Source organism: Streptomyces sp. AJS327 (assembly GCF_013450295.1).
Taxonomy (GTDB): domain Bacteria; phylum Actinomycetota; class Actinomycetes; order Streptomycetales; family Streptomycetaceae; genus Streptomyces.
Window position 1 is genome coordinate 90420 of the sequence record NZ_SKBR01000002.1, and the last position, 22476, is coordinate 112895.

A 22476-nucleotide genomic window follows, 5' to 3' on the forward strand; every position below is an offset into this window, starting at 1 on the left:
TGAGCGCGGGAGGCGCCGACCGGGGTTTCCGGGATGGCGGCTACTTCTGGAAGGTGCGCTCGGAGGCCGCCTGGGCGTCCTTGAGGTTCTGCTCAAGGGTCGACGGGTCGTGCACGAACTTCGCGATCGCGTTAAGGCCCTCGTCCGACATCTCGGGGGGCGTGGCGAGGTCGTAGTTGAAGACGAACGTCGAGGAGTCCTCGACCTCCTTGGCGGCCTTGCGCACCACGGAGTTCCGCTGGGAGATGTCGGCGTTCCTGTTGGGCGGCAGGGCACCCTCGCCCTCGGCCATGATCTCCTGCGCGCGGGGGCCGGCCAGGCAGCCGAGGACCTTCTTCGCCTCGGTGGGGTGCGCGGCACCCGTCCCCACGGCCCACCCGTCGACGGGGCCCAGCGCGGCCTGCGGCACGCCCGGTGTCACCTCGGGGAAGGGGAACATGTCGTAGCCCTTGCCCGGGGAGATCTTGTTCCCGTCCCAGTACCCGGTGATCCACGTCCCGTTGAGGGTCATGGCCGCCTCGCCCTTGGCCACCTGGTCGGCGGCGTCGGGCCAGTCGACACCGTTGGCGCTCCTGTTGAAGTACCCCTTGTCGAAGAGGTCCCGCCACATCCCGAACGCCTTCTTGACCTGGGGGTCCGTGTAGGAGGCCCGGCCGGTCATCAGCTTCTCGCGGTACTCCGGCCCCGCGGTCCGCAGGAGCAGGTAGTCGAACCAGAACTGGGCGGGCCACTGGGCCTTGGCGCCCAGCGCGAAGGGGGTGATGCCGACGGACTTCAACTTGGCGGCCGCGTCCATGAGTTCGTCCCAGGTGCGCGGCGTCTCGGTGATCCCGGCCTTGGCCAGCGCCTTCGGGTTGTAGAACATGCCGACGTAGTGGTAGTCGAACGGCACCAGGTACTTGTGGCCGTCGTAGTCGGCCGAGGCGTCGGCGAGCGACTTGGGGACGGACCTGTCCAGTCCGTACTGCTCCCAGACGTCGTCGAGCGGGGTCAGCCGCTCCTGGTCCACCAGGTACTGGGTCTTCGCGCCCGCCCAGTACGAGAACACGTCCGGCGGACTGCCCCCGGCGAGCTGTACCTGTATGGAGTCCTTGTAGGCCTCCTGTTCCACCGGGTCGATCTTGGTCCGTTCGCCGCTCTGCGCGTCGCACAGGGCCCCGATCCGGTCGAAGTGGCCGCCACCGACGTCGAAGTAGTGCTTCATCGTCACTTCGCCACTGTCGGAGCCGGTACCGCAGGCGGTCAGGCCGAGCATGGCGGCCGCCAGGGCCACATGCGCCGCCCGCCGCCCGCGGGGGAATGCATCGCGTCTCATTCCAGCATCTCCATGGAAGGTGGGTGGGTGCCGAACGCGGCTGGGACGTGCCCGCCGATGTCCTCCGTGATCCGTCGCGCCGCGGCGCGCACGTGCTGCCCGAGACCGTCGAGTTGGGACAGGCTCACGCGGGCCGCCGGCCCGGACAGGCCGATCGAGGCGGTGGGGGCGCCGTAGAGGTCGAAGACCGGGGCGGCGACGCACCGGACCTCCATGTTCAGCTCCTCGTCGTCTATGGCGTATCCGCGTTCACGGGTCTTCTCCAGATCGGCGGTCAGCGCGTCCAGGGACGTGAGGGTGCGGATGGTGCGGGCCGTCATGGGCCGCTCGACCACGCGGGCGACCTCCTCGCCGTCCGCCATGCAGTAGAGCGCCTTACCGGTGGCCGTCGCGTGGATGAGGGGCTGGGCGCCGATCTCGGTCTCCACGGTCACGACTCCGCTGCCCTGCCGCTCCTGCGCGACGTAAACCCCGCCGGACCGGGTGCGCCGGGCCAGGTGGACCGCCTCGCCGGTGCGCGCCGTCAGCTCCCGCATGACCGGCGCCGCCGCGCTGATGAGGTCCATACCCCGCAGCAGATGACCGGCGAGCGACACCAGCTGGACCGAGGCCCGGTAGGCCCTGGTGCGCGGGTCCTGCTCGACGTAGCCGCGTTCCTCCAGCACCCGCAGCAGCCGGTGGACGTTGCCCTTGTCCAGGTTGACGGCCCGCGCCACCGCGGTGACGCCCATGCCCTCCGTGTGCTGGGCGAGCGTCTCCAGGATGTCCAGTCCCGAGGCGAGGGATCCGCTTCCGCGCGGCCTGTCCCCGGCTCCCCGGGCGCTGCTGTTCGCTGATCGTGTGGTCATGAGGCGTGCGCTCCCCGGTCCGGCGTCGTGTCAGTGCTGACATTCACTCACTCCGCCCGGTCCCGGGAGCCCGCGGGGCGGGGCCCAGACTGTCGAAGTCGGCGCCCAGCGACGCCTGCTGGACGTGTCGCGCGTGCAGCAGGCGCCAGCCACGGGAGGGCGACGGCGGCGGCGTCCAGGCGGCCCGGCGGCGCTCCAGCTCCTCGTCCGGGACCAGCAGGGACAGTTCGCCGCGCCCGGCGTCCAGGCGGATCGGGTCGCCGTCCCGTACGAGGGCGAGGGGCCCGCCCACCGCCGACTCCGGCGCGACGTGGAGCACGACGGTGCCGTAGGAGGTTCCGCTCATCCGGGCGTCCGAGACCCGGACCATGTCCCGGACACCCCGCTCGGCGAGGCGTTTCGGCACCGGGAACGATCCGGCCTCGGGCATCCCCGACGCCACCGGCCCCGCGTTGCGCAGGACCAGCACCGAGTCCGGCGTGATGTCCAGGGCGGGATCGTCGATGCGGGCGGCCACGTCGTCGGGGGACTCGAACACCACGGCGGGGCCCTCGTGCCGGGTCAGCCGGGGTGTCGCGGCGGAGACCTTGATGACGGCTCCGTCCGGCGCGAGGTTCCCGCGCAGCACCGCCAGCGCCCCGGGGGGACCGAGGGGCTCGTCGAGGGGGCGGATGGTGGTCTGCCAGGCGGGCGCCGGGGCGACGGAGTCGAGCCGGTCACCGAGGGTGCCTCCCTCGATCACCCGCGCCGAGCGGTCCAGCAGCGGCTCCAGGGTCTTCATGAGGACCGGCACCCCACCCGCGCGGTGCAGGTCCTCCAGGTACGCGCTCCCGGAGGGCTTGCAGTCGACGAGCAGGGGCACCCGGCGGGCGATCCGGTCGATGTCGTCGAGGGTCAGGTCGAGACCGGCCCGGCGGGCGATCGCCAGCAGGTGGATGACGGCGTTGGTGGAGCCGCCGATCGCCAGGAGCACGGTGACCGCGTTGGTGACGCTCGCCTCGCTCAGCAGCCGGGACGGCCGCAGGTCCGACTCGACCGCCCGCATGGCCAGCCGCCCGGCCCGCACACCGGCCCGCAGCCGGTCACCGGTGGCGGCCGGGGCGGTGGCCGACCCCGCCGGGCTCAGGCCCATCGCCTCCGCGAGGCAGGCCATGGTCGAGGCGGTGCCCATCACCATGCAGGTCCCGCCGGTGGTGGCCAGTGCCGTCCCGACGTCGGCCACGTCGGCCTCGTCCAGCTCACCCGCGCGGTGCCGGGCCCACATTCCACGGCAGTCCGTGCACGCGCCCAGTCGCTGACCGCGCCAGGAACTGGTCAGCATCGGCCCGGCGACCACCTCGACGGCGGGGACGTCCGCCGAGACCGCGGCCATGATCTGGGCCGGAACGGTCTTGTCGCAGCCGCCCAGCAGGACCACCCCGTCCATGGGCTGGGCCCGGATCAGCTCCTCCGTCTCCATCGCCATGAGGTTGCGGAAGAGCATCGAGGTGGGGGACAGCAGGATCTCCGGCAGGGAGGTGGTGGGGAACACGAACGGCAGCCCGCCCGCCTCCAGCACGCCCCGTCTGGCCGCCTCCACCAGCTGCGGCATCTCGCGGTGGCAGGTGGTGTAGTCGCTGCTGGTGTTCGCGATCCCGATGACCGGCCGGTCCAGGTCCTCGGTGTCGAACCCGGCCGAGGCGAGGAACGCCCGGCGCAGGAACCGGCTGAACCCCACGTCCCCGTACGAGGTCAGACCCCCGTCCACCCCCCGCGCGGGGCCCGCGCCCACGCCGGTCATGACGGGCCGTCCAGACGCATGCTGGTGTACTTGGTGACGGTGTAGCCGTCGACGCCCTCGCTGCCGCCCTCGCGGCCGTGGCCGGACAGCTTGACGCCACCGAACGGCGCCTCGGCGGTCGCGATCGTCAGATGGTTGACGCCGACCATGCCGACTTCCAGCGCCTCCGAGGCCCGGTGCGCGGTGGCGAGGTCCCGGGTGAACACGAAGCCGCCCAGGCCGTACGGGGTCGAGTTGGCGAGCGCGATCGCCTCGTCGAACGACGCGAAGGTGGTCAGGGGCGCCACCGGCCCGAACGGTTCCTCGCGCATCACGCGCATCTCCGGGCGCACCCCGCTGAGCACGGTGGGCGTGAAGAAGTACCCGGCGTCGAACTCCTCGGGCACGCCTCCGCCGTGCTCCAGCGTCGCTCCCGCGCCGACGGCGTCCTCCACGAGGGCCCGCACCTCCGCACGGCGCCGGGAGGTGGTCAGCGGACCCAGGTCGACACCGGGGTCCCGGCCGTCGCCGACCCGCAGCTCGCGGGTCTCCGCGACGAACGCCTCGGTGAACTCCGCGCTGACGGACTCGTGCACCAGGAAACGGCTCGCCGCGATGCACACCTGCCCGCCGTTGCGGAACTTGCCCCGGGCGGCGGCGACCGCCGTCCCACGGACGTCGGTGTCGGGGAACACCAACACGGGGGCGTGGCCGCCCAGTTCCATGGAGGTGGTCTTCATGCCCTCGGCGGCCAGCCGGGCGAGTTCGACGCCGACCGGGACCGAGCCGGTCAGGCTGACCTTGCGGATCACCTCGGAGGTGATCAGGTGCCGCGAGACGTCGGCCGGTTCGCCGGTGACCACGTTGAGCACCCCGGCGGGCAGCCCCGTCCGCTCCGCGACCTCGGCGAACAGCAGGGTGCTCAGGGGCGCCTCGATCGGCGCCATGACCACGATCGAGCATCCCGCGGCCAGCGCGGGGGCGATCTTCCGGGCGGACAGCAGCGAGGGGAAGTTCCACGCCGCGAACGCGGCGACCGGCCCGATCGGCTCCCGGCGCACGAGGATCCGCGTGGCGGGATCGCGGGCCTCCACGGTGCGTCCGTAGATCCGCCGCGCCTCGTCGGCGTACCAGTCGAACTGGTCCGCCGAGGCGAGCACCTCACCCCGGGCCTGGGCCAGCGGCTTGCCCTGTTCGAGCGTCATGACGAGAGCGAAGCGGTCAGCCTGCTCGCGGATGGCGAGGGCGAACGCCCGCAGGGCGTCGGCGCGTTCCCACGCCGAGGTCGACCGCCACCTCCGGAACCCGGCGTCGGCCGCCTCCAGCGCCTCGTCGAGGTCACGGGGGGTGGCCAGCGGCACCGAGGCCACCTCGGTCTCCGTCGCCGGATTCTCGACGATCCGCGTCGCCCCGTCCGCCGACTCCCGCCACGCACCGTTGATGAACAGCAGCGGTGGGGGAAGCGCGCCGGACTCCCCGGCGCCCTCGTGCTGGCTCGCTCGTGTCGTCGTTGCCATGTCAGAGTCCGATCTCGTGGCGTCGTTCTTGCGTGTCCCCGACCCAGTTGCCGACGTTCCACCGGCCGTAGGAGGGGAGGCCACCGGCCTCGTGCGGGCCGAAGTAGACGGGGACGTGGACGAGGCTGAGCCCCGGGTGCGCGTGTGCCCGGTCCAGAGCCGCGCGCAGCGACTCCCGGTCGTGCCCGCCGTGGAAGGCGGCGATCCCGCCGACGGCCGAGGCCCAGGCGACGTAGTCGACCGGCACGCCGTCGAACGTGGCGTGGTCGGCCCCGTACTGCGCGATCTGCAAGCTCGATATCGCCGCCATCCGGCGGTTGTCGAGCACGACCACGCAGCCGCGCGCCCCGTGCGCGGCACCGTCGATCAGCGTCTGCGGGTTCATGGTGAAGGAGCCGTCGCCGGAGACCGCGACCGCGTACCAGTCGCGCTCGCTCAGCGCCGTCGCGAGGACCGCGCTGGTGGCGAACCCCATGTAGCTCGCGCCCGCCTCGGTGTAGGAGGTGTCGGACTCCTCCACCTCCGACATCTGGAAGCCGACCGCCTGGACGTCCCCCGCGTCGAAGAAGGTCACCGCCGAGTGCCGCTCGGCCCACCGCGCCACGGTGTGCACCGCCGCGGGCTGGGTGAGAACCTCCCGGTCCCACACGTCGTCGAAGAGGACGGGAGTGTCCAGTCTGCTCCGCCGGACCTCGTCCCACCGCTCGCGGGCGGCCCGGCACTCGGCCAGCCACGCCGAGGGCGAGCCGTCCGCCCCCGGCCCCGGCTCACGCCCGGACGACGGCCGTTCCGTGGCCGAGCGCACCGCCCGGACCAGCGCGGAGAGCGTCTCCCGCGCGTCGCCGACCAGCGCGGTGGTCTCGTTGTAGTGGGTCGCGGCGTCGAGGTCGGTGTTGATGTTCACGACGTGCCGGACGCGCGGGTACCCGGTCCGTGAGCTGTCGGCCTGGCAGACCGACCGGGTTCCCACCGCCACCAGGAGGTCGGCGTGCTCCATCGCGAAGTTGCCGCTCAGCGTCCCCTTCGAGCCGCCCACCATCATCTGGCGGGGATGGCTCGACGGCACGATGCCCAGGCTGACGGGGGACATGACGAACACGGCGTCGACGAGCCCGGCCAGCTCCTCCAGCTCGGCGCGGCAGCCCTCGGCGCCACCGCCGACCTTGATCACGACCCGTTCCGCAGCGAGCAGCCGCCGCGCGGTCCGCTCGTGCTCGTCCGCCGCCGACGCCCCGCCGAGCCGCGGCGGCGCGCCGGTGGGCAGCTCCAGGAGGTTGAAGTCCTCGATGATCCCCGGCTGCGTGTTGAGGGGCAGCAACAGGTAGAAGGGGCCCGGGCGATGGGGATGGTCGACCGTGTTCAGGCCCCGGCGCAGCGCGGTGGGCAGCGCGCCCGGGGTGTGCAGCGAGTACGCGGGCCCCATCGCGGAGGCGAGCCGCAGGAACAGCCCCTGCTCGGCGCGCGGGATCTGCTGCATGTTGGGGCCCTCGTCCTCGGTGGTCTCGTCCCCGTAGAGGTGCCACACCCCGACCCCGTCGCTGCTGGCCACCAGCGAACCGGCCATCGCCTGGAGGGCGCCGGGCCCGATGGAGGTGACGACGGCGGCCTTCTCGCCCGTCACCCACCGCAGGGCCGTCGCCGCGTGCGAGGCCTCCGTCTCGTGCCGCACCGGGTAGGTCCGCAGCAACCCGGCGTCCTCGTACACCCGCAGGACCTCACCGATCTCCGTGGAGCCGTGTCCCAGTACGACCACGAACGCGCGCACGTCCTGCCGGAGCAGCCCCAGGACCAGGGCCTCGGACAACGTGAGGGTGGCCCGGCTCGGCAGGGCTCCCCGGGCGATCGCCTCGTCCAGACCGCCCGCGGCGGCGATGGTTCGAGCACGCTCCGCGCGGGCTGCCCTGAAGTCAACGTCCATCGATCGGCTTCCTCGTAGGGGGTGGTCCGGGGCCGTACGTCTGACGGCGCGAGAAACGTACAACGGTGTTGCGGTAAAGCCAACAGGTGGAGTGGAGAAAGCTATTGAGCGGTAATTTCCGTTGCCACATAGACAACAAACAGGGGAGTTCCCGGGCCTCACGGTGACTTTCGTGGCGATTCATCCCTGATGTGGAGAACCGCTCCACCCGATACGCGGCAACCCCGTTGCACCGTGGCGACGGCTACGGCGCACCCCGACGCACCACGGACCGCCGCCCCTGAGGACCTGAACGACCTGAACGAACCGGGTGAGCCGAACGAACCGGCCGCGCCCGGCGGGCGGGACGAGCCAGGCGAGCCGGACGGGCGGGATGGAGGTGACGGGGTGGAGGTGACGGGGTGGAGGTGACGGGGTGGAGGTGACGGGGTGGGACGGGTGGACGGGGGAGGAGCCGGAGGTGTGGTGGCGGGTCCGTCGGCCTCCGCGTGGTGGCCACTCGGGTCCGGCCCTCGGCGGGTCCCGTGTCCGGCCACCCTCGGGACGCTCGCCCCCGCTCCCGTCCGAGCTGCCGCCCCGTCAACTACCCTTCGCCGCCGCCGCGTTGACGGCCCGTCACTCCTGCCGCACGGACGGGCCCTGACCTCCCCGCCTCCGGGCGATCCCTCCGCCGGTACCGCCGCCCGGTACCGTCAGTGCCGGTCACCCCGGCCCCGGCGGGACCTGGCCGACCAGGCTGACGTCACGCCCCGAGGTCGACCGCGACGGGGAAGGGGGCGGTGGCCTTGATCGCGCCGGTGAACATCTCACCTTGCCGGCAGGCCCCGCTGGAGGGGTCGAGAACGTCGGTGTGGACGATCGGAACGCCGGTGGCGGCGTGCTCCACACGCCAGTGGAAGGGGATGCCCGCCGTGGCGTACTGCTCCACCTTCACGATCCGGTCGGTGGTCTCCGAGCCGGGTGACACGATCTCGACGACCAGGAGCACGTGTTCGGGACGGGTGGGCGTGAGGTCGATGGTCTCCGCCCGGTAGACGATGACGTCCGGGCGCCGTCCGTCGAGCGGATCGTGGTCCTGCTGACGGCGGGCGCGACGGGCCAGCGTCGTCGCGGTGGCGTGTCGCCGCCGGTTCAGCGGGCTGTGCCCGAGCCCCACGGCGCGGAGGACGGTCCCGCGCGGAGACCCGGCTCCGGCGTTCCGCTCACGCGGTGAGGACGCGGACTCCGCTGTCGGCGATCTCCGTCTTGGCCCGAGGGTCCGCCGTGGTGTCCGTGATCAGGACGTCGATCGCGTCGAGGGGGCAGATGCCGGCGAAGGCCGCGTTGCCGACCTTGGAGCCGTCGGCGACCACGGCCACCTGGCGTGCGCGTGAGGCGAGGGCGGCGTTGATGCTGGCCTCGTCCTCGTCGTGCGTCGTCGTACCCGGGCCCGGTGCGATCCCGTCGACTCCGAGGATGACCAGGTCGAAGTTGAGTTGCGTGATGGCGGCGTGCGCGAGGGCGCCCACCAGCTCGTAGGACTGCGACCGGGCGACGCCGCCGACCACGACCAGCTTGATGTGCTGGCGCACCGTGAGTTCCTGGGCGATGTTCACCGCGTTGGTGACCACGGTGACGCGCTCGCTGTCCTGCCGGTCCGCCAGGTCGGCGCGACGGGCGATCGCGCGGGCGACCTCGCTGGTCGTGGTCCCGCCGTTGATGCCGATCACCATCCCGGGCCCCACCAGTTCGGCGGCGGCGAGTTCCCCGATGCGTTCCTTCTCGGTGGCGTGCCGGGCTGACTTGTAGCGGATCGGGAGGTCAACAACGCCTGAGGCGACCGCACCGCCACGGGTCCGGGTGAGCAACTGCTGCCTGGTCAGGTGATCGAGGTCGCGGCGGACCGTCGCCGTGGACACGTCCAGTTCCTTGGCGAGTTGCTCGACGCTCATGTGCCCGCGATTGGCCAGCAGTTCGAGCACGGCATTGAGTCGCTCGTATCGCATCATCGCTCCCGCTCGTCAGCCCGTCCTGACCCGGCTCCACGCATCCCCATGAACACCGCGTCGAAGATACCAACACACTGTCATGACAGGGATACCGCGAGCCGGACGGTCCGGACCCGCATCAGCTCGCACCGTCGAGGAGCGGAGCGAGCTGGGCTATCGCGTGCTGGGCGTCCTCGCCCTCGGCGCTGAGGACGACCTCGTCCCCGTGTGCCGCCCCCAGCATCATCAGCCCCAGGACACTGTCGGCCCGCTGGGGGGACGAACCCTCCTTGCGGATGGTGACCTGGACGGACTGCCGGCCCGCCAGCTCGGCGAACTCCGTGGCCGGGCGGGCGTGCAGGCCCTCTGCCAGCATCACCGTCACGCGCTTCTCCACCATGGTCGACGTACTCCTCGCTCTCGTTGTCCGTCGTCTGTCTGTCGTCTGTCCGCCGGTTGCTCTCACTGGGCGTCGAGGACGCCCTCGGCGCCAGCGCGTGCGCTCTCGGGGGAGTCGGCCGCCAGGGCGACCGCGGCCATGCGCCGGCACTGTTCGACGGTGACGTCCCCAAGTCGTCTGGCGACCGGGGTGACCGCGCGCGGCGTCATCGACAGGGAGTTCACGCCCATGCCGACCAGCACGCAGGCCAGCGCGGGGTCGGCGGCCGCCTCGCCGCACACGCCGACGGGCTTGCCCGCCCGGGTACCGGCGTTGGCGACGCGTTCCACGAGACGCAGGACCGCTGGCTGCCAGGGGTCGTTCAGGGCGGCGACCCCGCCGAGTTCCCGGTCGGCGGCCATCGTGTACTGAGTGAGGTCGTTGGTCCCGACGGAGACGAAGTCGCAGGCGGTGAGGATCTCGTCAGCGCACAGGGCGGCCGAGGGGACCTCGATCATGACTCCGACCCGCGAGATACCGGGACGCCGTGCGGCCCTGGCGAACTCGTACGCCTCGGCGGGAGTGGCGATCATGGGTGCCATGACCCAGACGTCGGCCGCCACGTCCTGACCGGCCTGGGCGATCGCGGCAAGCTGGTCCTCCAGGATCCCCTCCGCGGCCCCGGCCATCCGGTACCCGCGCACCCCGAGGGCCGGGTTCGGTTCGGCCTGGTGGGGCAGGAAGGCCATGGGCTTGTCGGCGCCCGCGTCGAGGGTGCGCACGACGGCCCTGCCGCTGCCCGCCGCGGAGAGCACCGTCCGGTAGAGGCCCGTCTGTTCGGCGACGCCCGGCCGGGTGGTGCGGTTGAGAAAGCACACCTCGGTGCGGAACAGGCCGATGCCCTCGGCCCCTCCGCTGGCGAACCCGTCGGCGGCCTCGGCGTCCCCGACGTTCGCGAGCAGAACCACCCGGTGGCCGTCCGCCGTCGCGGCCGTGCCCCGGAAGGGGGCGGCGAGGTCCGGCCCCTCGGTGGACCGCGCGATCTCGTCGGGCGCCGGGCCGACGACGACGGATCCCCGGTCACCGTCGACGAGAACGACGGAGTCCTCGACGAGCGTGGCCGCGTCCGGCGCCGCCACGATGGCGGGGATGCCGAGCGAACGGGCCAGGATCGCGGTGTGGCTCGTCGGGCCGCCGGACGCGGTCACGAGCGCGGTCACCTGGGCCGGGTTCAGGGTCGCCGTGTCCGCCGGGGCCAGGTCGTGGGCGACCAGGACGAACGGCTCGTCGCGGTGTGGCACTCCCGGCGCGGGGCGTCCGTCCAAGGCGCTGATCAGCCGGTCGCGGACGTCCTCGACGTCGCGCACCCGCTGGGCGAAGACGCCGTCGAGGCCGGCGAACGCGTCCGCGATCCCGCCGCACGCGCGCCAGACGGCGGACTGCGGCGAGGCCCCCGCCTCGATCAACTGCTCCGCGCTCCGGTGCAGGGTGGTGTCACCGGCCATGGCCATGGTCGCGAGCAGGATGTCGCGCACCTCGCCGCTCGCGGTTCCCGCGCGCCGCCGCAACTCCTCCTGGACCGTGTCGATCGCGCCAGCGAGTTCGCGGAGGGCGTCCCGCGCGTCACCGTCCCCGGTGTGCCGGCCGTCATGAGCGGGTTCGGGGACGGGCTCGGCCATGCGCACGACCGGTCCGACGCCGACTCCCCCGCTGACGCCACGTCCCCGGATGACCGTGCGTGCCTGTCCGCCGTGGGCCGTCGTCGTCACAGGTAGAAGATCCGATCGGCGTTCCTGGACATGTGCTCGGCGTTCCACTCCGCACCGCCGTCCACGTTGGCGGCGAGGAACACCGGCGGGGTCTCACCGTGGCTGTCCAGGTCGGCGATGACGGCCGCGACGAGCGCGTGCAGCAAGGCGGTGCTGGTCACCCCGGACAGGGCGCAGAACCGCTGCGGAACGCCCGGCAGGGACAGTACGGCGTCGCCCGCCTGGACCTTGTTGTCGAGGACGTGGTGCGCGAAGTCCTTCATCTTCTTGCCCGAGGGGTGGCGGGACTCGACGGCGTCCGTGTACTCGTGCGAGGTCACGGCGATCACCGTGGCACCACGCTCGGCCGCGAGCTGGGCGATCTCGATGGGCACCGCGTTGCGCCCGGACACGGAGACGACGATCAGGACGTCGCCTTCGCGCAGCGGGGAGTTGTCCAGGAGGGCCTTGGCGTACCCGGGCAGCTTCTCGATGTCGCTGCCCAGCGTCGTCGGGCGGGTGTCCAGGGCGGCGATGCCCGGCCCGTAGACGGGGTTGACGAGCATGAGGCCACCGGCGCGGTAAACGATGTCCTGCACCGGGAGCGACGAGTGCGAGCAGCCGAAGGCGAACAGACGGCCACCGGAACGCAGCGCCTCTCCGACGACAGCGCCGACCTCCTCGATCGGGCTGACCTCTTCGTCTCGCAGCCGCCGTAGAAGCTCGATCGCGGCATCGAAGTAGGCGGCGGGCAGGTTGGGCATCCGGTTCTCCTTCGTAGTGGAACGAGTGGTGTCACACTGCATAGAGCTGATTGGAAAGTCAAGCTTCTAGTCATTAACAAGCATCATGCGCTAGCCTCCATCTCAATGTTGCGTGAAGCTGCCCGGTAATCCGCACCCTGCGTCAGATTCGCGCAGTCGGTGACTGGATGGGCAGGCCGACCCTCACTGGAGGAGAGATGACCGTTTCCGTGCGCAGGACCCACCTGGAGGCCGAGATCGCGACCCAGCCGACCGACTGGCTGTCCGCGGCCGCCGGGGTCGAGCGCCACCAGGCGCTGCTGCCCGCGACCGGGGAGCGCGTGGCCGTGGTGGGGTGCGGAACCTCGCTCTACATGGCGCAGGCGTACGCCAGCCTCCGGGAGGACGCGGGCCTCGGCCTGACCGACGCGTGGACCCCCACGGAGGCGCGGCTCGACCGGCCCTACGACCGGATCGTGGCGATCACCAGGTCGGGCACGACGACGGAGATCCTGGCCCTGCTCGCCGAGGTCCGCGGCCGCGTGCCAGCCACGGTGGTCACGGCCACGCCGGACTCCCCGGTGCTCGAACTGGCGGACGCGATCGCCACGCCGCAGGTCGACGAGGCCTCGGTGGTGCAGACCCGCTTCGCCACCACCACGCTCGCCCTGCTGCGCGCCCACCTAGGGCAGGACCTGGAGGCGGCGGCGGCCCAGGCGCGGGAAGCGCTCGACACCGAGCACGAGACGTGGCCGACGCTGCTGGCGGCCGAGCAGTTCACCTTCGTGGGACGGGGGTGGAGTGTGGGCCTGGCGAACGAGGCCGCCCTGAAGCTGCGCGAAGCCGCGCAGCAGTGGACCGAGTCCTACCCGATGATGGAGTACCGGCACGGCCCCCTGAGCGTCAGTGCCCCGGGCCGGGTCGTGTGGGCGCTGGGGGAACCGGTGCCGGGTCTGGCCGACGATGTCGCCGCCACCGGTGCGCACTTCGAGTACCTCGCGAACGACCCGCTGGCCGAACTCGTCCGAGTCCACCGCCTCAGCCTGGAGCTGGCGCTCCGCCGCGGCCTCAACCCGGACCAGCCGCGGAACCTGAGCCGCTCGGTCATCCTCGCCGACGCCGCCGAGTAACCCATGGACACCGGTGAGAACGGACGACGCTCCGACGAGGAGCGGTCCGGCCAGAACCTGCGCGGGCGCGTCGTCACCCCGCACGGCGTGATCGAGGACGGAGTCGTCAGCGTCGTCGCGGACCGGATCGCCGAGGTGCGCCCCGCGCGCCGCGACGATGACGGCACACCGCGATCCGGCGTGATCGTGCCCGGGTACGTCGACATCCACTGCCACGGGGGCGGCGGCGCGTCGTTCACCAGCGGCGCGGCGGACGAGATCGCGGCGGCGGCCGACCACCATCTGCGGCGGGGCACCACCTCGGTGGTCGCGGGCCTGGTCACCGACACGAGTGACCGCATGCTGGCGGCGGTCGGGGCAGCGGCCGACGCCGCCGACCGCGACGTGATCGCGGGGGTCTTCGTCGAAGGGCCCTTCCTCAGCACGAGCCGCTGCGGGGCCCAGGACCCCGAGCACCTGCGCGCCCCCGACACCGGATTCACCCGGGAGCTGATCGACGCCGCCCGCGGGCACCTCGTCGCGATGACGCTCGCTCCCGAGCTGCCCGGGGCGCTCGACGTGATCGACCTCCTGCACGGCAGCGGGGTCACCGCGTCCGTCGGGCACACCTCGTGCGACGCCACCACGGCGGACGCCGCGCTGCGCCGGGGCCGCGCGCGGGGGGTCACCGGGCTCGCGACGCATCTGTTCAACGGCATGCCGCCCCTGCACCACCGCGCCCCGGGTCCGGTCGCGGCCGCGCTGACGGCCGCCGCGGACCTCGACGCGCGCGTCGAGCTGATCGTCGACGGCACCCACCTCGACGACGCCACCGCCCGGCTCGTGACGACCCTCCTCCCGGCCGGGCAGACCGTGCTGATCAGCGACGCGATGGCCGCCGCGGGAATGCCTGACGGCACCTACCGGCTCGGGCCCCAGGACGTCCAGGTGGCCGATGGTGTCGCGAAGCTCGTCATCGACGGTGAGCCGATCTCGATCGCCGGCAGCACGATTCACCTCGCCGACGCCGTGCGGCGGCTGGTGAGCCACGCGGGAGCGGACCTCACCGCGGCGGTCACGGCGGCGACCCGGACCCCGGCGGCCGTTCTCCACGCCGCACGCGAGGCCGCCGCCCCGATCGGATGCCTGGTCCGGGGCGCCCGGGCCGACCTGCTGCGACTCGACGACGACCTGCGCGTACGCCAGGTCATGCGCCGGGGCGGGTGGGTCGCGTGATCCTCACCGTCACCTGCAACCCCGCGATCGACGTCACCTACCGACTGCCCCACCTGGAGCCCGGAGACGTGCACCGGGTCACGGAAGTCACCAGGAGCCCGGGCGGCAAGGGGGTCAACGTCTCCCGGGTGCTGCGCCTGCTCCGCCGTTCCACCCTCGCCACCGGCCTCGCCGGGCCAGGGTTCACCGGGCTGCTCACGGACCGGGGCGTCGACGCGCACTTCGTCGAGTCACTGCCCCAGACCCGCCAGACCCTCGTGGTCCACGACGACCAGCGTGTGACCTCGCTGTGGGAACCGGGGTACGTCGCCGCGCCGAACAGCGAGAACGACCTCACCGACCTGGTCGCCCAGCGGCTTCGGGACGCGACGGTCCTCGTCGTATCCGGGAGCCTCCCGCCTGGGACGGACCCCGCACTCCCGACGCGGCTGGCCCACCTGGGACGCGAGCACGCGGTGCCGGTCATCCTCGACCTCGACGGCGAACCCCTCCTGTACGCGGCCCGGAACTCGGCCGCCATCCTCACGCCCAACCGGGACGAACTCGGGCGGCTCCTCGGCGCGTCAGGCGAGGCGGTGGAGGTCGTCGCAGCGTCTCGCGAACTCGCCGCGGCAACCGGTGCGCCGGTCGTCGTCACGCTCGGCGCCGACGGCGTGATCGCCAGCGATTCCGAGACGACCTGGCAGGTCAAGCCGTTGCGGGCGCTCGAAGGCAACCCCACGGGGGCCGGTGACGCCGCGGTGGCCGCCATCGCCTCCGCCCTCACCGACGGGCGCCCCTGGCCCGAGATCCTGACCGAGGCCGTCGCCACATCGGCCGCGGCCGTGGTCGCCCCCGCGGCAGGGGAGATCGACCTGCCGACCCGGCGAGCCTGGCGCCACCAGCTGCACGCCGAACCCATCACCCGACTCCTCAGCGAGAGGTAACCACGTGCCCCACATGACCATGGCGGAACTACTCGCCCGCGTCGAGGCCGACGGCACCGGGCTGGGCGCGATGAACGTCATCGCGCTGGAACACGCGGAGGCCATCGTCACCGGCGCCGAAGCGGCCCGGCGCCCCGTCGTGTTGCAGATCTCCGAGAACACCGTCAGCTACCACGGCAGCATCGGCCCCCTGGCCCTCGCCTGCCTGCGCATCGCCGAGGAGTCCAGTGCCCCCGTGAGCGTCCACCTGGACCACGCCACCGACGTCGACCTCCTGCACCGTGCCGTCGGCCTCGGTGTCGGATCGGTCATGTTCGACGCCTCCCGGCTGCCGCACGACGACAACGTGCGCGAGACGGCGTCGGTGGCCGCCTGGTGCCACGAACGGGGCGCGTCGATCGAGGCCGAACTGGGCGAGATCGGCGGCAAGGACGGCGTGCACGCACCGGGAGCGCGGACGGACCCGGCCGAGGCACGGCGGTTCGCCGAGGCCACCGGGGTCGACTCGCTCGCCGTCGCGGTGGGCTCCTCGCACGCCATGGAGACCCGGGACGCCCGGCTGGACGAGCCGCTGATCCGGCGGCTCGCCGCCGCCGTGCCGGTTCCCCTGGTGCTCCACGGCTCGTCCGGCGTGCCGGACGACGGCCTGCGAGCGGCCGTCGCCGCCGGCATGCGAAAGATCAACATCGCGACCCATCTCAACCTGCGGATGACGCGGGCGGTGCTCGCGGCCATCACGACGAGCCGACGAGGGGACCCGCGCGGCTATCTCGGTGCCGGTCGCGACGCCGTGGCGGAAGAGGTCGCCCGGCTGCTGCGGCTCCTCGCGGAGCCCTCCACGGTGCCAGGCCCCCAGCCCATCCCCACACATGCTGACTGAATCACATTTTTCCTACCGAAACATTGACATCAACTGACTGAAACTGTTCCTATCTGGCGAAGTTTCAATCACTAATGAGCAGGGAGTGGTGATGAACCGGCTGACTTCCAGCAAGACCCCGGGACGCGGACCGTCCTCCTCCGTGGAGGGCGACCAGTGAGCGGAGAGACAGCGGACCCGACCCCCCTGGCGCCGCGCGAGCGCACGCGCGCACGCGTCGCCGCCCCCGCGTGGCAGGACGCGGTGGACGCCGCGGGGGAACTGCTCGTCCGCGGTGGCCTCTGCACCGACGACTACGTCTCGGCCATGAAGGACGCGGTACGCGACCTCGGCCCCTACGTCGTCGTGGCCCCCGGCGTCGCCATGCCCCACGCCCGCCCGGAGGCAGGTGTCCGTTCGCCCGGTGTCTCGATCGTCACACTGGCCGAGCCGGTCGAGTTCGGCCACGCCGCCAACGACCCGGTGGACGTCGTCATCGCGTTCGCGGCGCTCGACAAGCAGGCCCACCTGCGGGCTTTGCAGCAGATCGTCACCCTCATCCAGAACCGCGAGGCCCTCGCCGAACTGCGCGCCGCCGAGACCGGCGACGAGATCCACGCGGTCCTGCTGCGCCACGGCCTCCCGGCCGCCAGCGACCAGAACAGCCACCGCGACCAGAACAGCCACTGAAGGAGAACGTCATGAAGATCGCGACCGTCTGCGGAATGGGATTCGGCACGAGCATGATGCTGGCGATGCAGGTGCGCCAGATCGTCGCCGACGAAGGCATCCAGGCCAGCGTCGACCCGGTCGACCTCGCCTCGTTCAAGTCGATGCACGCCGACATCGTCATCGCTCCCCGCGACATGGAGCACCAGGTCTCGGGTGGCTCGGCGAAGCACGTCGTCCTCGTCGACAACCTCGTCGACCGCGACGAGGTCAGCCGGAAGGTCCTCGACCTCATCCGCTCCCTGCCGAGCTGACGGCCCGCCGCCAACTCCGGGCGGCCGCGCCACCACGCTCCCCGACGAGCGGCCTCTGAGCGCTCACCCCAGATCAGACGGACTCAGCTGCACGCCGAGCCGGTTCCCACCATGCGGCCCTGACGGCCCGCACGCCCATTCCGCGCAGGAGAACGCACATGGACGTCCTGAACTTCCTCCTGGAAATTGTCCAGGTGCCGGCGATCATCATCGGCTGTATCGCCCTGATCGGGTTGCTCGCTCAGCGAAAGCCGCTGGGAGACACCGTCTCGGGCACCATCAAGACCACGCTCAGCCTGCTCGTCATCGCCGGCGGCATCACCGTCCTCATCGAGGCACTCACCCCGATCCAGACCATGTTCGAGAAGGCGCTGCCCACCGGCCGGATCACGACCTTCGCCACCTTCGACGAAGCGGTCGTCAGCGCGGTCCAGACCGCCGACGTAGGCCGGATCGGCATGCTGATCGGCCTCACCCTGCTCTTCGGCTACGCCTTCCACCTCCTGCTCGCTCGCGTCACCAGAGCGAGATACGTGTACCTCACCGGCCACATGATCTGGGTCCACGCCGGCGCCTTCGCGATTCTCTTCCACAGCCTGGACCTGGGCGACGTGGTCACGGTCGCCGCGGCGTCGGTCGTGGACGGCGCCTACATGACGTTCGCGCCCGCCCTCGCGCAGCCGGTGATGCGCAAGATCACCGGCCGGGACGACGTCGCGTTCGGTCACGGGCAGACGCTGCTGAACGTCGCCGCCGCGGGCCTGGGCAAGCTCGTCGGCGACCCCAAGAAGAGCACCGAGGACATCAAGGTCCCCGCCAAGCTCAACTTCTTCCGCGACGTCGCCGTCTCGACGACACTCGTGATGTTCGTCATCGCCTTCGCCGCCGCGGCCGGAGCCATCTCGCAGATAGGCCTGTCCACCTTCACCAAGGACATATCCGACGGCCAGAACTGGCTGGTGTTCACGCTGCTCTCCGCCCTCGGCTTCGCCGCGGGCATGCTCATCATGCTCTACGGCGTGCGGATGCTGATCGCGGAGATCGTGCCCGCCTTCGAAGGCATCGCACGCCGCATCATTCCCAGCGCCAAGCCCGCCCTCGACGTGCCGGTGATCTTCTCCTTCGCGCCCAACGCGCTGGTGATCGGGCTGATCTCCGGGGTCATCGGCCAGGTGGTCGGCATGGGCTTCCTCGCCGCCATCGGCTGGCCGGTGCCGATCCCCAGCATGATCGTCGCGTTCTTCGCCTGCGGCGCGGCGGCGATCTTCGCCAACGCCACCGGTGGTCGCCGCGGCGCGTGGGCCGGTGGATTCCTCTGGGGCTTCCTCGGCTGGATCCTCATCAGCGCCGCGTACAAGTTCCAGGTCTTCGGCGACCTCAGCGCGCAGGGCGCGAAGGGGCTCGGTTTCACCGTCCCGGACGTGATCGTCCCGGGGCTCGTCATCCACTCCGTCGACTCCCTGCTCGGCCCGTGGATGGCCGTCGCGCTGGCCGGTGTCGTGGTCGTGACCCTGGTGGCCTTCACCTGGCAGCCGAAGCTGCCCACGAGCACGGAGGACGCACCGGACAAGGCCGAGGAGGGGTCGGCGCAGAGCTGACGATCCGCACCCGGGCGGACGGGCCACCGAACCGGCCACGAGGCCGACCCCGTCCGCCCCAGGCGGCAGAACCAGCCGTCCCGCCGATCCCCCCAACCGTCAGCACCGGGAACGGGAGCCGCGCTACCGGCCGTCCGCGCTGGTGGCCGACGAGCACGCGCGCCACGGCTGGGCCGGGGTCGTCCAGGCCATCGTCCTGGGGAAGACCCGGGACGACATGTCGCCAAGGGGTGTACACGACGGTCGTTCGCTCCGCTCTCCTCGGCCGGGCTGGCGTCCGAAGGCTCGTGACGCCGTCCGTCGCCCGCCGGACGGCTCCCGGGCGCTGGGCCGGACGCTCCGGGCCGTGCGACGATGCCGGTATGAACCGCCTGGCCGATGCCACGTCCCCGTATCTCCAGCAGCACGCCGACAATCCGGTGGACTGGTGGCCCTGGTCGGACGAGGCGTTCGAGGAGGCGCGGCGGCGGGACGTTCCGGTTCTCCTCAGCGTCGGTTACAGCGCGTGCCACTGGTGCCATGTGATGGCGGACGAGAGCTTCGCCGACGTGGAGACGGCGCGGCTGCTGAACGAGAACTTCGTGTCCGTGAAGGTCGACCGGGAGGAGCGCCCGGACGTCGACGCGGTGTACATGGAGGCGGTGCAGGCGGCCACCGGGCACGGTGGCTGGCCGATGACGGTCTTCCTCACCCCGGAGGCCGAACCCTTCTACTTCGGCACGTACTTCCCGCCGCGTCCCCGGCACGGCATGCCGTCCTTCGGCGAGGTGCTGGAGGGGGTGCGGCTCGCCTGGGCGGAGCGGCGCGAGGAGGTCGCGGACGTCGCGGCGCGGATCACGCGGGACCTCGCCTCCCGCGCCCTCCGGTACGACGGGGCGGGCGTCCCGGGACCGGACGAGACGGGTGCCGCGCTGCTCGGGCTGACCCGGGACTTCGACGCGGTGCGCGGTGGCTTCGGTGACGCTCCGAAGTTCCCGCCGTCCATGGTGCTGGAGTTCCTGCTGCGGCAGCACGCGCGCACCGGCTCCGAGGGGGCGCTCCAGATGGTGGAGGCGACCTGCGAGGCGATGGCCCGCGGTGGGCTCTACGACCAGCTGGGCGGGGGGTTCGCCCGCTACTCGGTGGACGCGGAGTGGGTCGTTCCGCACTTCGAGCGCATGCTCTACGACAACGCGCTGCTCTGCCGGGTCTACGCCCATCTCTGGCGGACCAGCGGCTCCGCGTTCGCCCGGCGGATCGCGCTGGAGACCGCGGACTTCCTCGTCGGCGAACTCGGCACCGCCCAGGGCGGTTTCGCCTCCGCGCTGGACGCGGACAGCGACGACGGCACCGGACGGCACCGGGAGGGCGCGTACTACGTGTGGACCCCGGCGCAGCTCGTCGAGGCGCTGGGGGAGCGGGACGCCGCGTACGCCGCCGACCGGTTCCGCGTCACGGCCGAGGGCAGCTTCGAGGAGGGCGCCTCCGTCCTCCAACTGCCCGCCCTCGACGGTGAGAACGAGGGCGGCGGCGAGAACGTGGGTCCGGGCGGGGGCGCGGACGGGGAGCGGCTGGAGTCGGTGCGCGCCCGGCTGCGTGAGGCCCGCGCCGCCCGCGCCCGACCCGCGCGGGACGAGAAGGTGGTCGCCGCGTGGAACGGGCTGGCCATCGCGGCCCTCGCCGAGACCGGCCAGTACTTCGACCGGCCCGACCTGGTGGACGCCGCCACCCGGGCCGCCGAACTGCTCGCCGCCGTCCACACGGTGGAACCGGCGCCGGAGGAGGGCCGCCCCCACACCCGGCTGCTGCGCACCTCGCGGGACGGCGCCGCGGGCCCGAGCGCCGGGGTGCTGGAGGACTACGCCGACGTGGCCGAGGGCTACCTCACGCTGTTCGCGGTGACCGGCCGCACCGAGTGGCTGACCCGCACCGGCGCCCTGCTGGAGACGGTGCTGGCCCGCTTCGTCGGCGAGGACGGCACCCCGTACGACACGGCGGACGACGCGGAACGGCTGATCCGGCGCCCGCAGGACCCGTCGGACAACGCGGTGCCCTCCGGCTGGACGGCCGCCGCCGCGGCGCTGCTCAGCTACGCCGCCTACACCGGCTCCGACCGGCACCGGCGGGCGGCCGAGCGGGCGCTCGCGGTGGTCTCCCCGCTGGCGGCGCGGGTGCCGCGCTTCATCGGCTGGGGTCTCGCCGCGGCCGAGGCGTTGCTGGACGGGCCGCGCGAGGTGGCCGTCGTCGGGCCCGCGTCCGATCCGGGTACCGAACTGCTGCACCGCACCGCGCTGTTGGCCACGGCGCCCGGTGTGGTGGTGGCGCGCGGCGAGCCGGAGCCCGGCCCCGGAACCCCGGAGGAGGCCGGGGTGGAGGCGGACGCCGGGGCGGAGGTGCCGCTGCTTGGGGGCCGGGGCCTGGTGGACGGCCGCCCGGCGGCCTACGTCTGCCGGGGCTTCGTCTGCTCCGCGCCGACGACGGACGCGGACGAGCTGGCCGCCGCCCTCACCCCGGAGGAGCCGTCCACCCTCCCCTGATCGGGCCGAACCGGCCGAACCGGCCGGGCTGACAGAACCGGCTGGACCCGCTGGACCGGCTGGTCCCGGCGAACCGGCCGAACCGGTCTTCCCGGGGCGGGAGTTGGACGGAACCGGGTGGAAGCCGGAGGGCATGGCGGAAGCTGGGGCGGGTGGGCCCGTCGGCTGGCCGCGCGGCGGGACGCCGGGGGCGCGCTGGCGCCTCGGGGATGCTCAGAGCCGCAGGCCGTTCTCCAGGAGGGCCAGGGCCCGGTCGAGCAGGTGGACCAGCTCTCCGGTCCGGCCGTTCGCGTCCCAGCAGAGGATCGCCTGGACCAGCCCGCCGACCACCGCGCCCACGAAGACCTGGAGTTCGAGGTCGTCCGCCGGGCGGCCGGTGCGCTGCGCCAGGGCGCGGGCCAGCGCGCGGCCCGTGACGGCGACGCTCTCGATCAGCCGCGCCCGCACCGCTGGCACCTCGCAGACCAGCCGGAGCCGCTGGGTGATCTCCACCCCCTGGTGCTTCCAGACCTCCCGCGTGAGATCGGTGAGGGCGTGGCGCACCGCGGTCGCCGGAGCCTCCCCGGCCGGGCGGCGTAGCAGCGCCTCGGCCATCATCGGGTCGTACTCGTCGGTGAGGACGATGTCCTCCTTGGTGGGGTAGTACCGGAAGACGGTGCTGGTGGAGACCTCGGCGGCCTCCGCGATGCGGTCGACGGCGGTGGCGTCGTACCCGTGTTCGGCGAAGAGCCGGAAGGCCGCCTGCCGGATGGCCCGCCGCGTCTGGATCTTCTTGCGCTCGCGCAGCCCGAGCCGGGGGGTGGCGGCGCTCTCCTGGAGCGCCGCGCCGGTCCGGTGCGTACGGCCGGTCGCGTCCGCCAGCGGGTCGGGGGCGGTGGTGGCGGGCACGGAGGCGTCCGGGACAGCGGAAGGGGTGGTTACGCGAGCCATGGTGACCATTCTCGGCCACCGCCCGGGCGGGGGCTACGGCTGTTCCGGCTCCGTGCCGGGGGCGTGCGGTGCGCGGCGTGTGGCGAGTTGGCGCGCGTGCGGGCGGCCGCGGGGAGTGGGGCGCG

General features: G+C 72.5%; 18 protein-coding genes and 1 pseudogene. 8 read left to right on the forward strand and 11 right to left on the reverse strand.

Features of this window, described 5'->3' with window-relative positions; all coding sequences use genetic code 11:
* Positions 1–40: 40 nt before the first annotated feature.
* The 10 genes and pseudogenes from E0L36_RS10325 to E0L36_RS10370 all read right to left on the reverse strand — a co-directional run bounded on the left by E0L36_RS10325 (position 41) and on the right by E0L36_RS10370 (position 12215).
* Positions 41–1315, reverse strand: coding sequence for an ABC transporter substrate-binding protein (locus tag E0L36_RS10325; protein WP_180928733.1), 1275 nt, complete (start codon positions 1313–1315; stop codon positions 41–43).
* Entirely contained in the window at positions 1312–2163 is an 852-nt protein-coding gene (locus E0L36_RS10330; protein WP_180928734.1) for an IclR family transcriptional regulator, read from the reverse strand. The genes E0L36_RS10325 and E0L36_RS10330 overlap by 4 nt, the downstream gene beginning before the upstream one ends.
* A 43-nt stretch (positions 2164–2206) precedes the next feature.
* Positions 2207–3943 (reverse strand): dihydroxy-acid dehydratase, encoded by a 1737-nt coding sequence (locus tag E0L36_RS10335; protein WP_180928735.1) that lies wholly within the window; start codon positions 3941–3943, stop codon positions 2207–2209.
* Positions 3940–5439 carry an NAD-dependent succinate-semialdehyde dehydrogenase gene (locus E0L36_RS10340; protein ID WP_180928736.1) on the reverse strand — a complete coding sequence of 500 codons (1500 nt, stop codon included), beginning with the start codon at positions 5437–5439 and terminating at the stop codon, positions 3940–3942. Before E0L36_RS10340 ends, E0L36_RS10335 begins: the two co-directional genes overlap by 4 nt.
* Position 5440: 1 nt before the next feature.
* Positions 5441–7357 carry a thiamine pyrophosphate-binding protein gene (locus E0L36_RS10345; RefSeq protein ID WP_180928737.1) on the reverse strand — a complete coding sequence of 639 codons (1917 nt, stop codon included), beginning with the start codon at positions 7355–7357 and terminating at the stop codon, positions 5441–5443.
* Between the two features lie 742 nt (positions 7358–8099).
* Positions 8100–8423, reverse strand: a pseudogene (locus E0L36_RS10350) (Uma2 family endonuclease); the annotation flags it as partial.
* A gap of 136 nt (positions 8424–8559) precedes the next feature.
* Positions 8560–9342 (reverse strand): DeoR/GlpR family DNA-binding transcription regulator, encoded by a 783-nt coding sequence (locus tag E0L36_RS10355; RefSeq protein ID WP_308416717.1) that lies wholly within the window; start codon positions 9340–9342, stop codon positions 8560–8562.
* Positions 9343–9463: 121 nt separating this feature from the next.
* On the reverse strand, positions 9464–9724 hold the full coding sequence (locus E0L36_RS10360; protein ID WP_180928739.1) for an HPr family phosphocarrier protein: 261 nt from the start codon (positions 9722–9724) through the stop codon (positions 9464–9466).
* A 62-nt stretch (positions 9725–9786) separates the two neighbouring features.
* Positions 9787–11472 (reverse strand): phosphoenolpyruvate--protein phosphotransferase, encoded by a 1686-nt coding sequence (ptsP, locus tag E0L36_RS10365; RefSeq protein WP_180928740.1) that lies wholly within the window; start codon positions 11470–11472, stop codon positions 9787–9789.
* Complete coding sequence (locus E0L36_RS10370) at positions 11469–12215, reverse strand: sugar isomerase domain-containing protein (RefSeq protein WP_180928741.1); 747 nt, start codon at positions 12213–12215, stop codon at positions 11469–11471. The genes ptsP and E0L36_RS10370 overlap by 4 nt, the downstream gene beginning before the upstream one ends.
* A gap of 197 nt (positions 12216–12412) precedes the next feature.
* Between E0L36_RS10370 and E0L36_RS10375 the strand changes: the two genes are divergently transcribed.
* From E0L36_RS10375 to E0L36_RS10410, 8 genes are all read left to right on the forward strand, one after another.
* Complete coding sequence (locus E0L36_RS10375) at positions 12413–13324, forward strand: SIS domain-containing protein (RefSeq protein WP_180928742.1); 912 nt, start codon at positions 12413–12415, stop codon at positions 13322–13324.
* Positions 13325–13327: 3 nt separating this feature from the next.
* Positions 13328–14539 (forward strand): N-acetylglucosamine-6-phosphate deacetylase, encoded by a 1212-nt coding sequence (locus E0L36_RS10380; RefSeq protein ID WP_180928743.1) that lies wholly within the window; start codon positions 13328–13330, stop codon positions 14537–14539.
* On the forward strand, positions 14536–15465 hold the full coding sequence (locus E0L36_RS10385; RefSeq protein ID WP_180928744.1) for a 1-phosphofructokinase family hexose kinase: 930 nt from the start codon (positions 14536–14538) through the stop codon (positions 15463–15465). The genes E0L36_RS10380 and E0L36_RS10385 overlap by 4 nt, the downstream gene beginning before the upstream one ends.
* A gap of 4 nt (positions 15466–15469) precedes the next feature.
* Complete coding sequence (locus E0L36_RS10390; protein ID WP_374705517.1) at positions 15470–16345, forward strand: class II fructose-bisphosphate aldolase; 876 nt, start codon at positions 15470–15472, stop codon at positions 16343–16345.
* Positions 16346–16501: 156 nt separating this feature from the next.
* The gene (locus E0L36_RS10395) at positions 16502–17014 is read left to right on the forward strand and encodes a PTS sugar transporter subunit IIA (protein ID WP_219636526.1); all 513 of its coding nucleotides are present in this window, start codon (positions 16502–16504) and stop codon (positions 17012–17014) included.
* Between the two features lie 11 nt (positions 17015–17025).
* Entirely contained in the window at positions 17026–17307 is a 282-nt protein-coding gene (locus tag E0L36_RS10400) for a PTS sugar transporter subunit IIB (protein ID WP_180928745.1), read from the forward strand.
* Positions 17308–17465: 158 nt separating this feature from the next.
* Positions 17466–18905 carry a PTS ascorbate transporter subunit IIC gene (locus E0L36_RS10405; RefSeq protein ID WP_180928746.1) on the forward strand — a complete coding sequence of 480 codons (1440 nt, stop codon included), beginning with the start codon at positions 17466–17468 and terminating at the stop codon, positions 18903–18905.
* 362 nt (positions 18906–19267) lie between these two features.
* Positions 19268–21421, forward strand: a complete 2154-nt coding sequence (locus E0L36_RS10410; RefSeq protein WP_180928747.1) for a thioredoxin domain-containing protein — start codon at positions 19268–19270, stop codon at positions 21419–21421.
* A 213-nt stretch (positions 21422–21634) separates the two neighbouring features.
* Here the strand turns inward: E0L36_RS10410 and E0L36_RS10415 are convergent, their stop codons facing one another.
* On the reverse strand, positions 21635–22351 hold the full coding sequence (locus E0L36_RS10415) for a TetR/AcrR family transcriptional regulator (RefSeq protein WP_180928748.1): 717 nt from the start codon (positions 22349–22351) through the stop codon (positions 21635–21637).
* Positions 22352–22476: the final 125 nt, after the last annotated feature.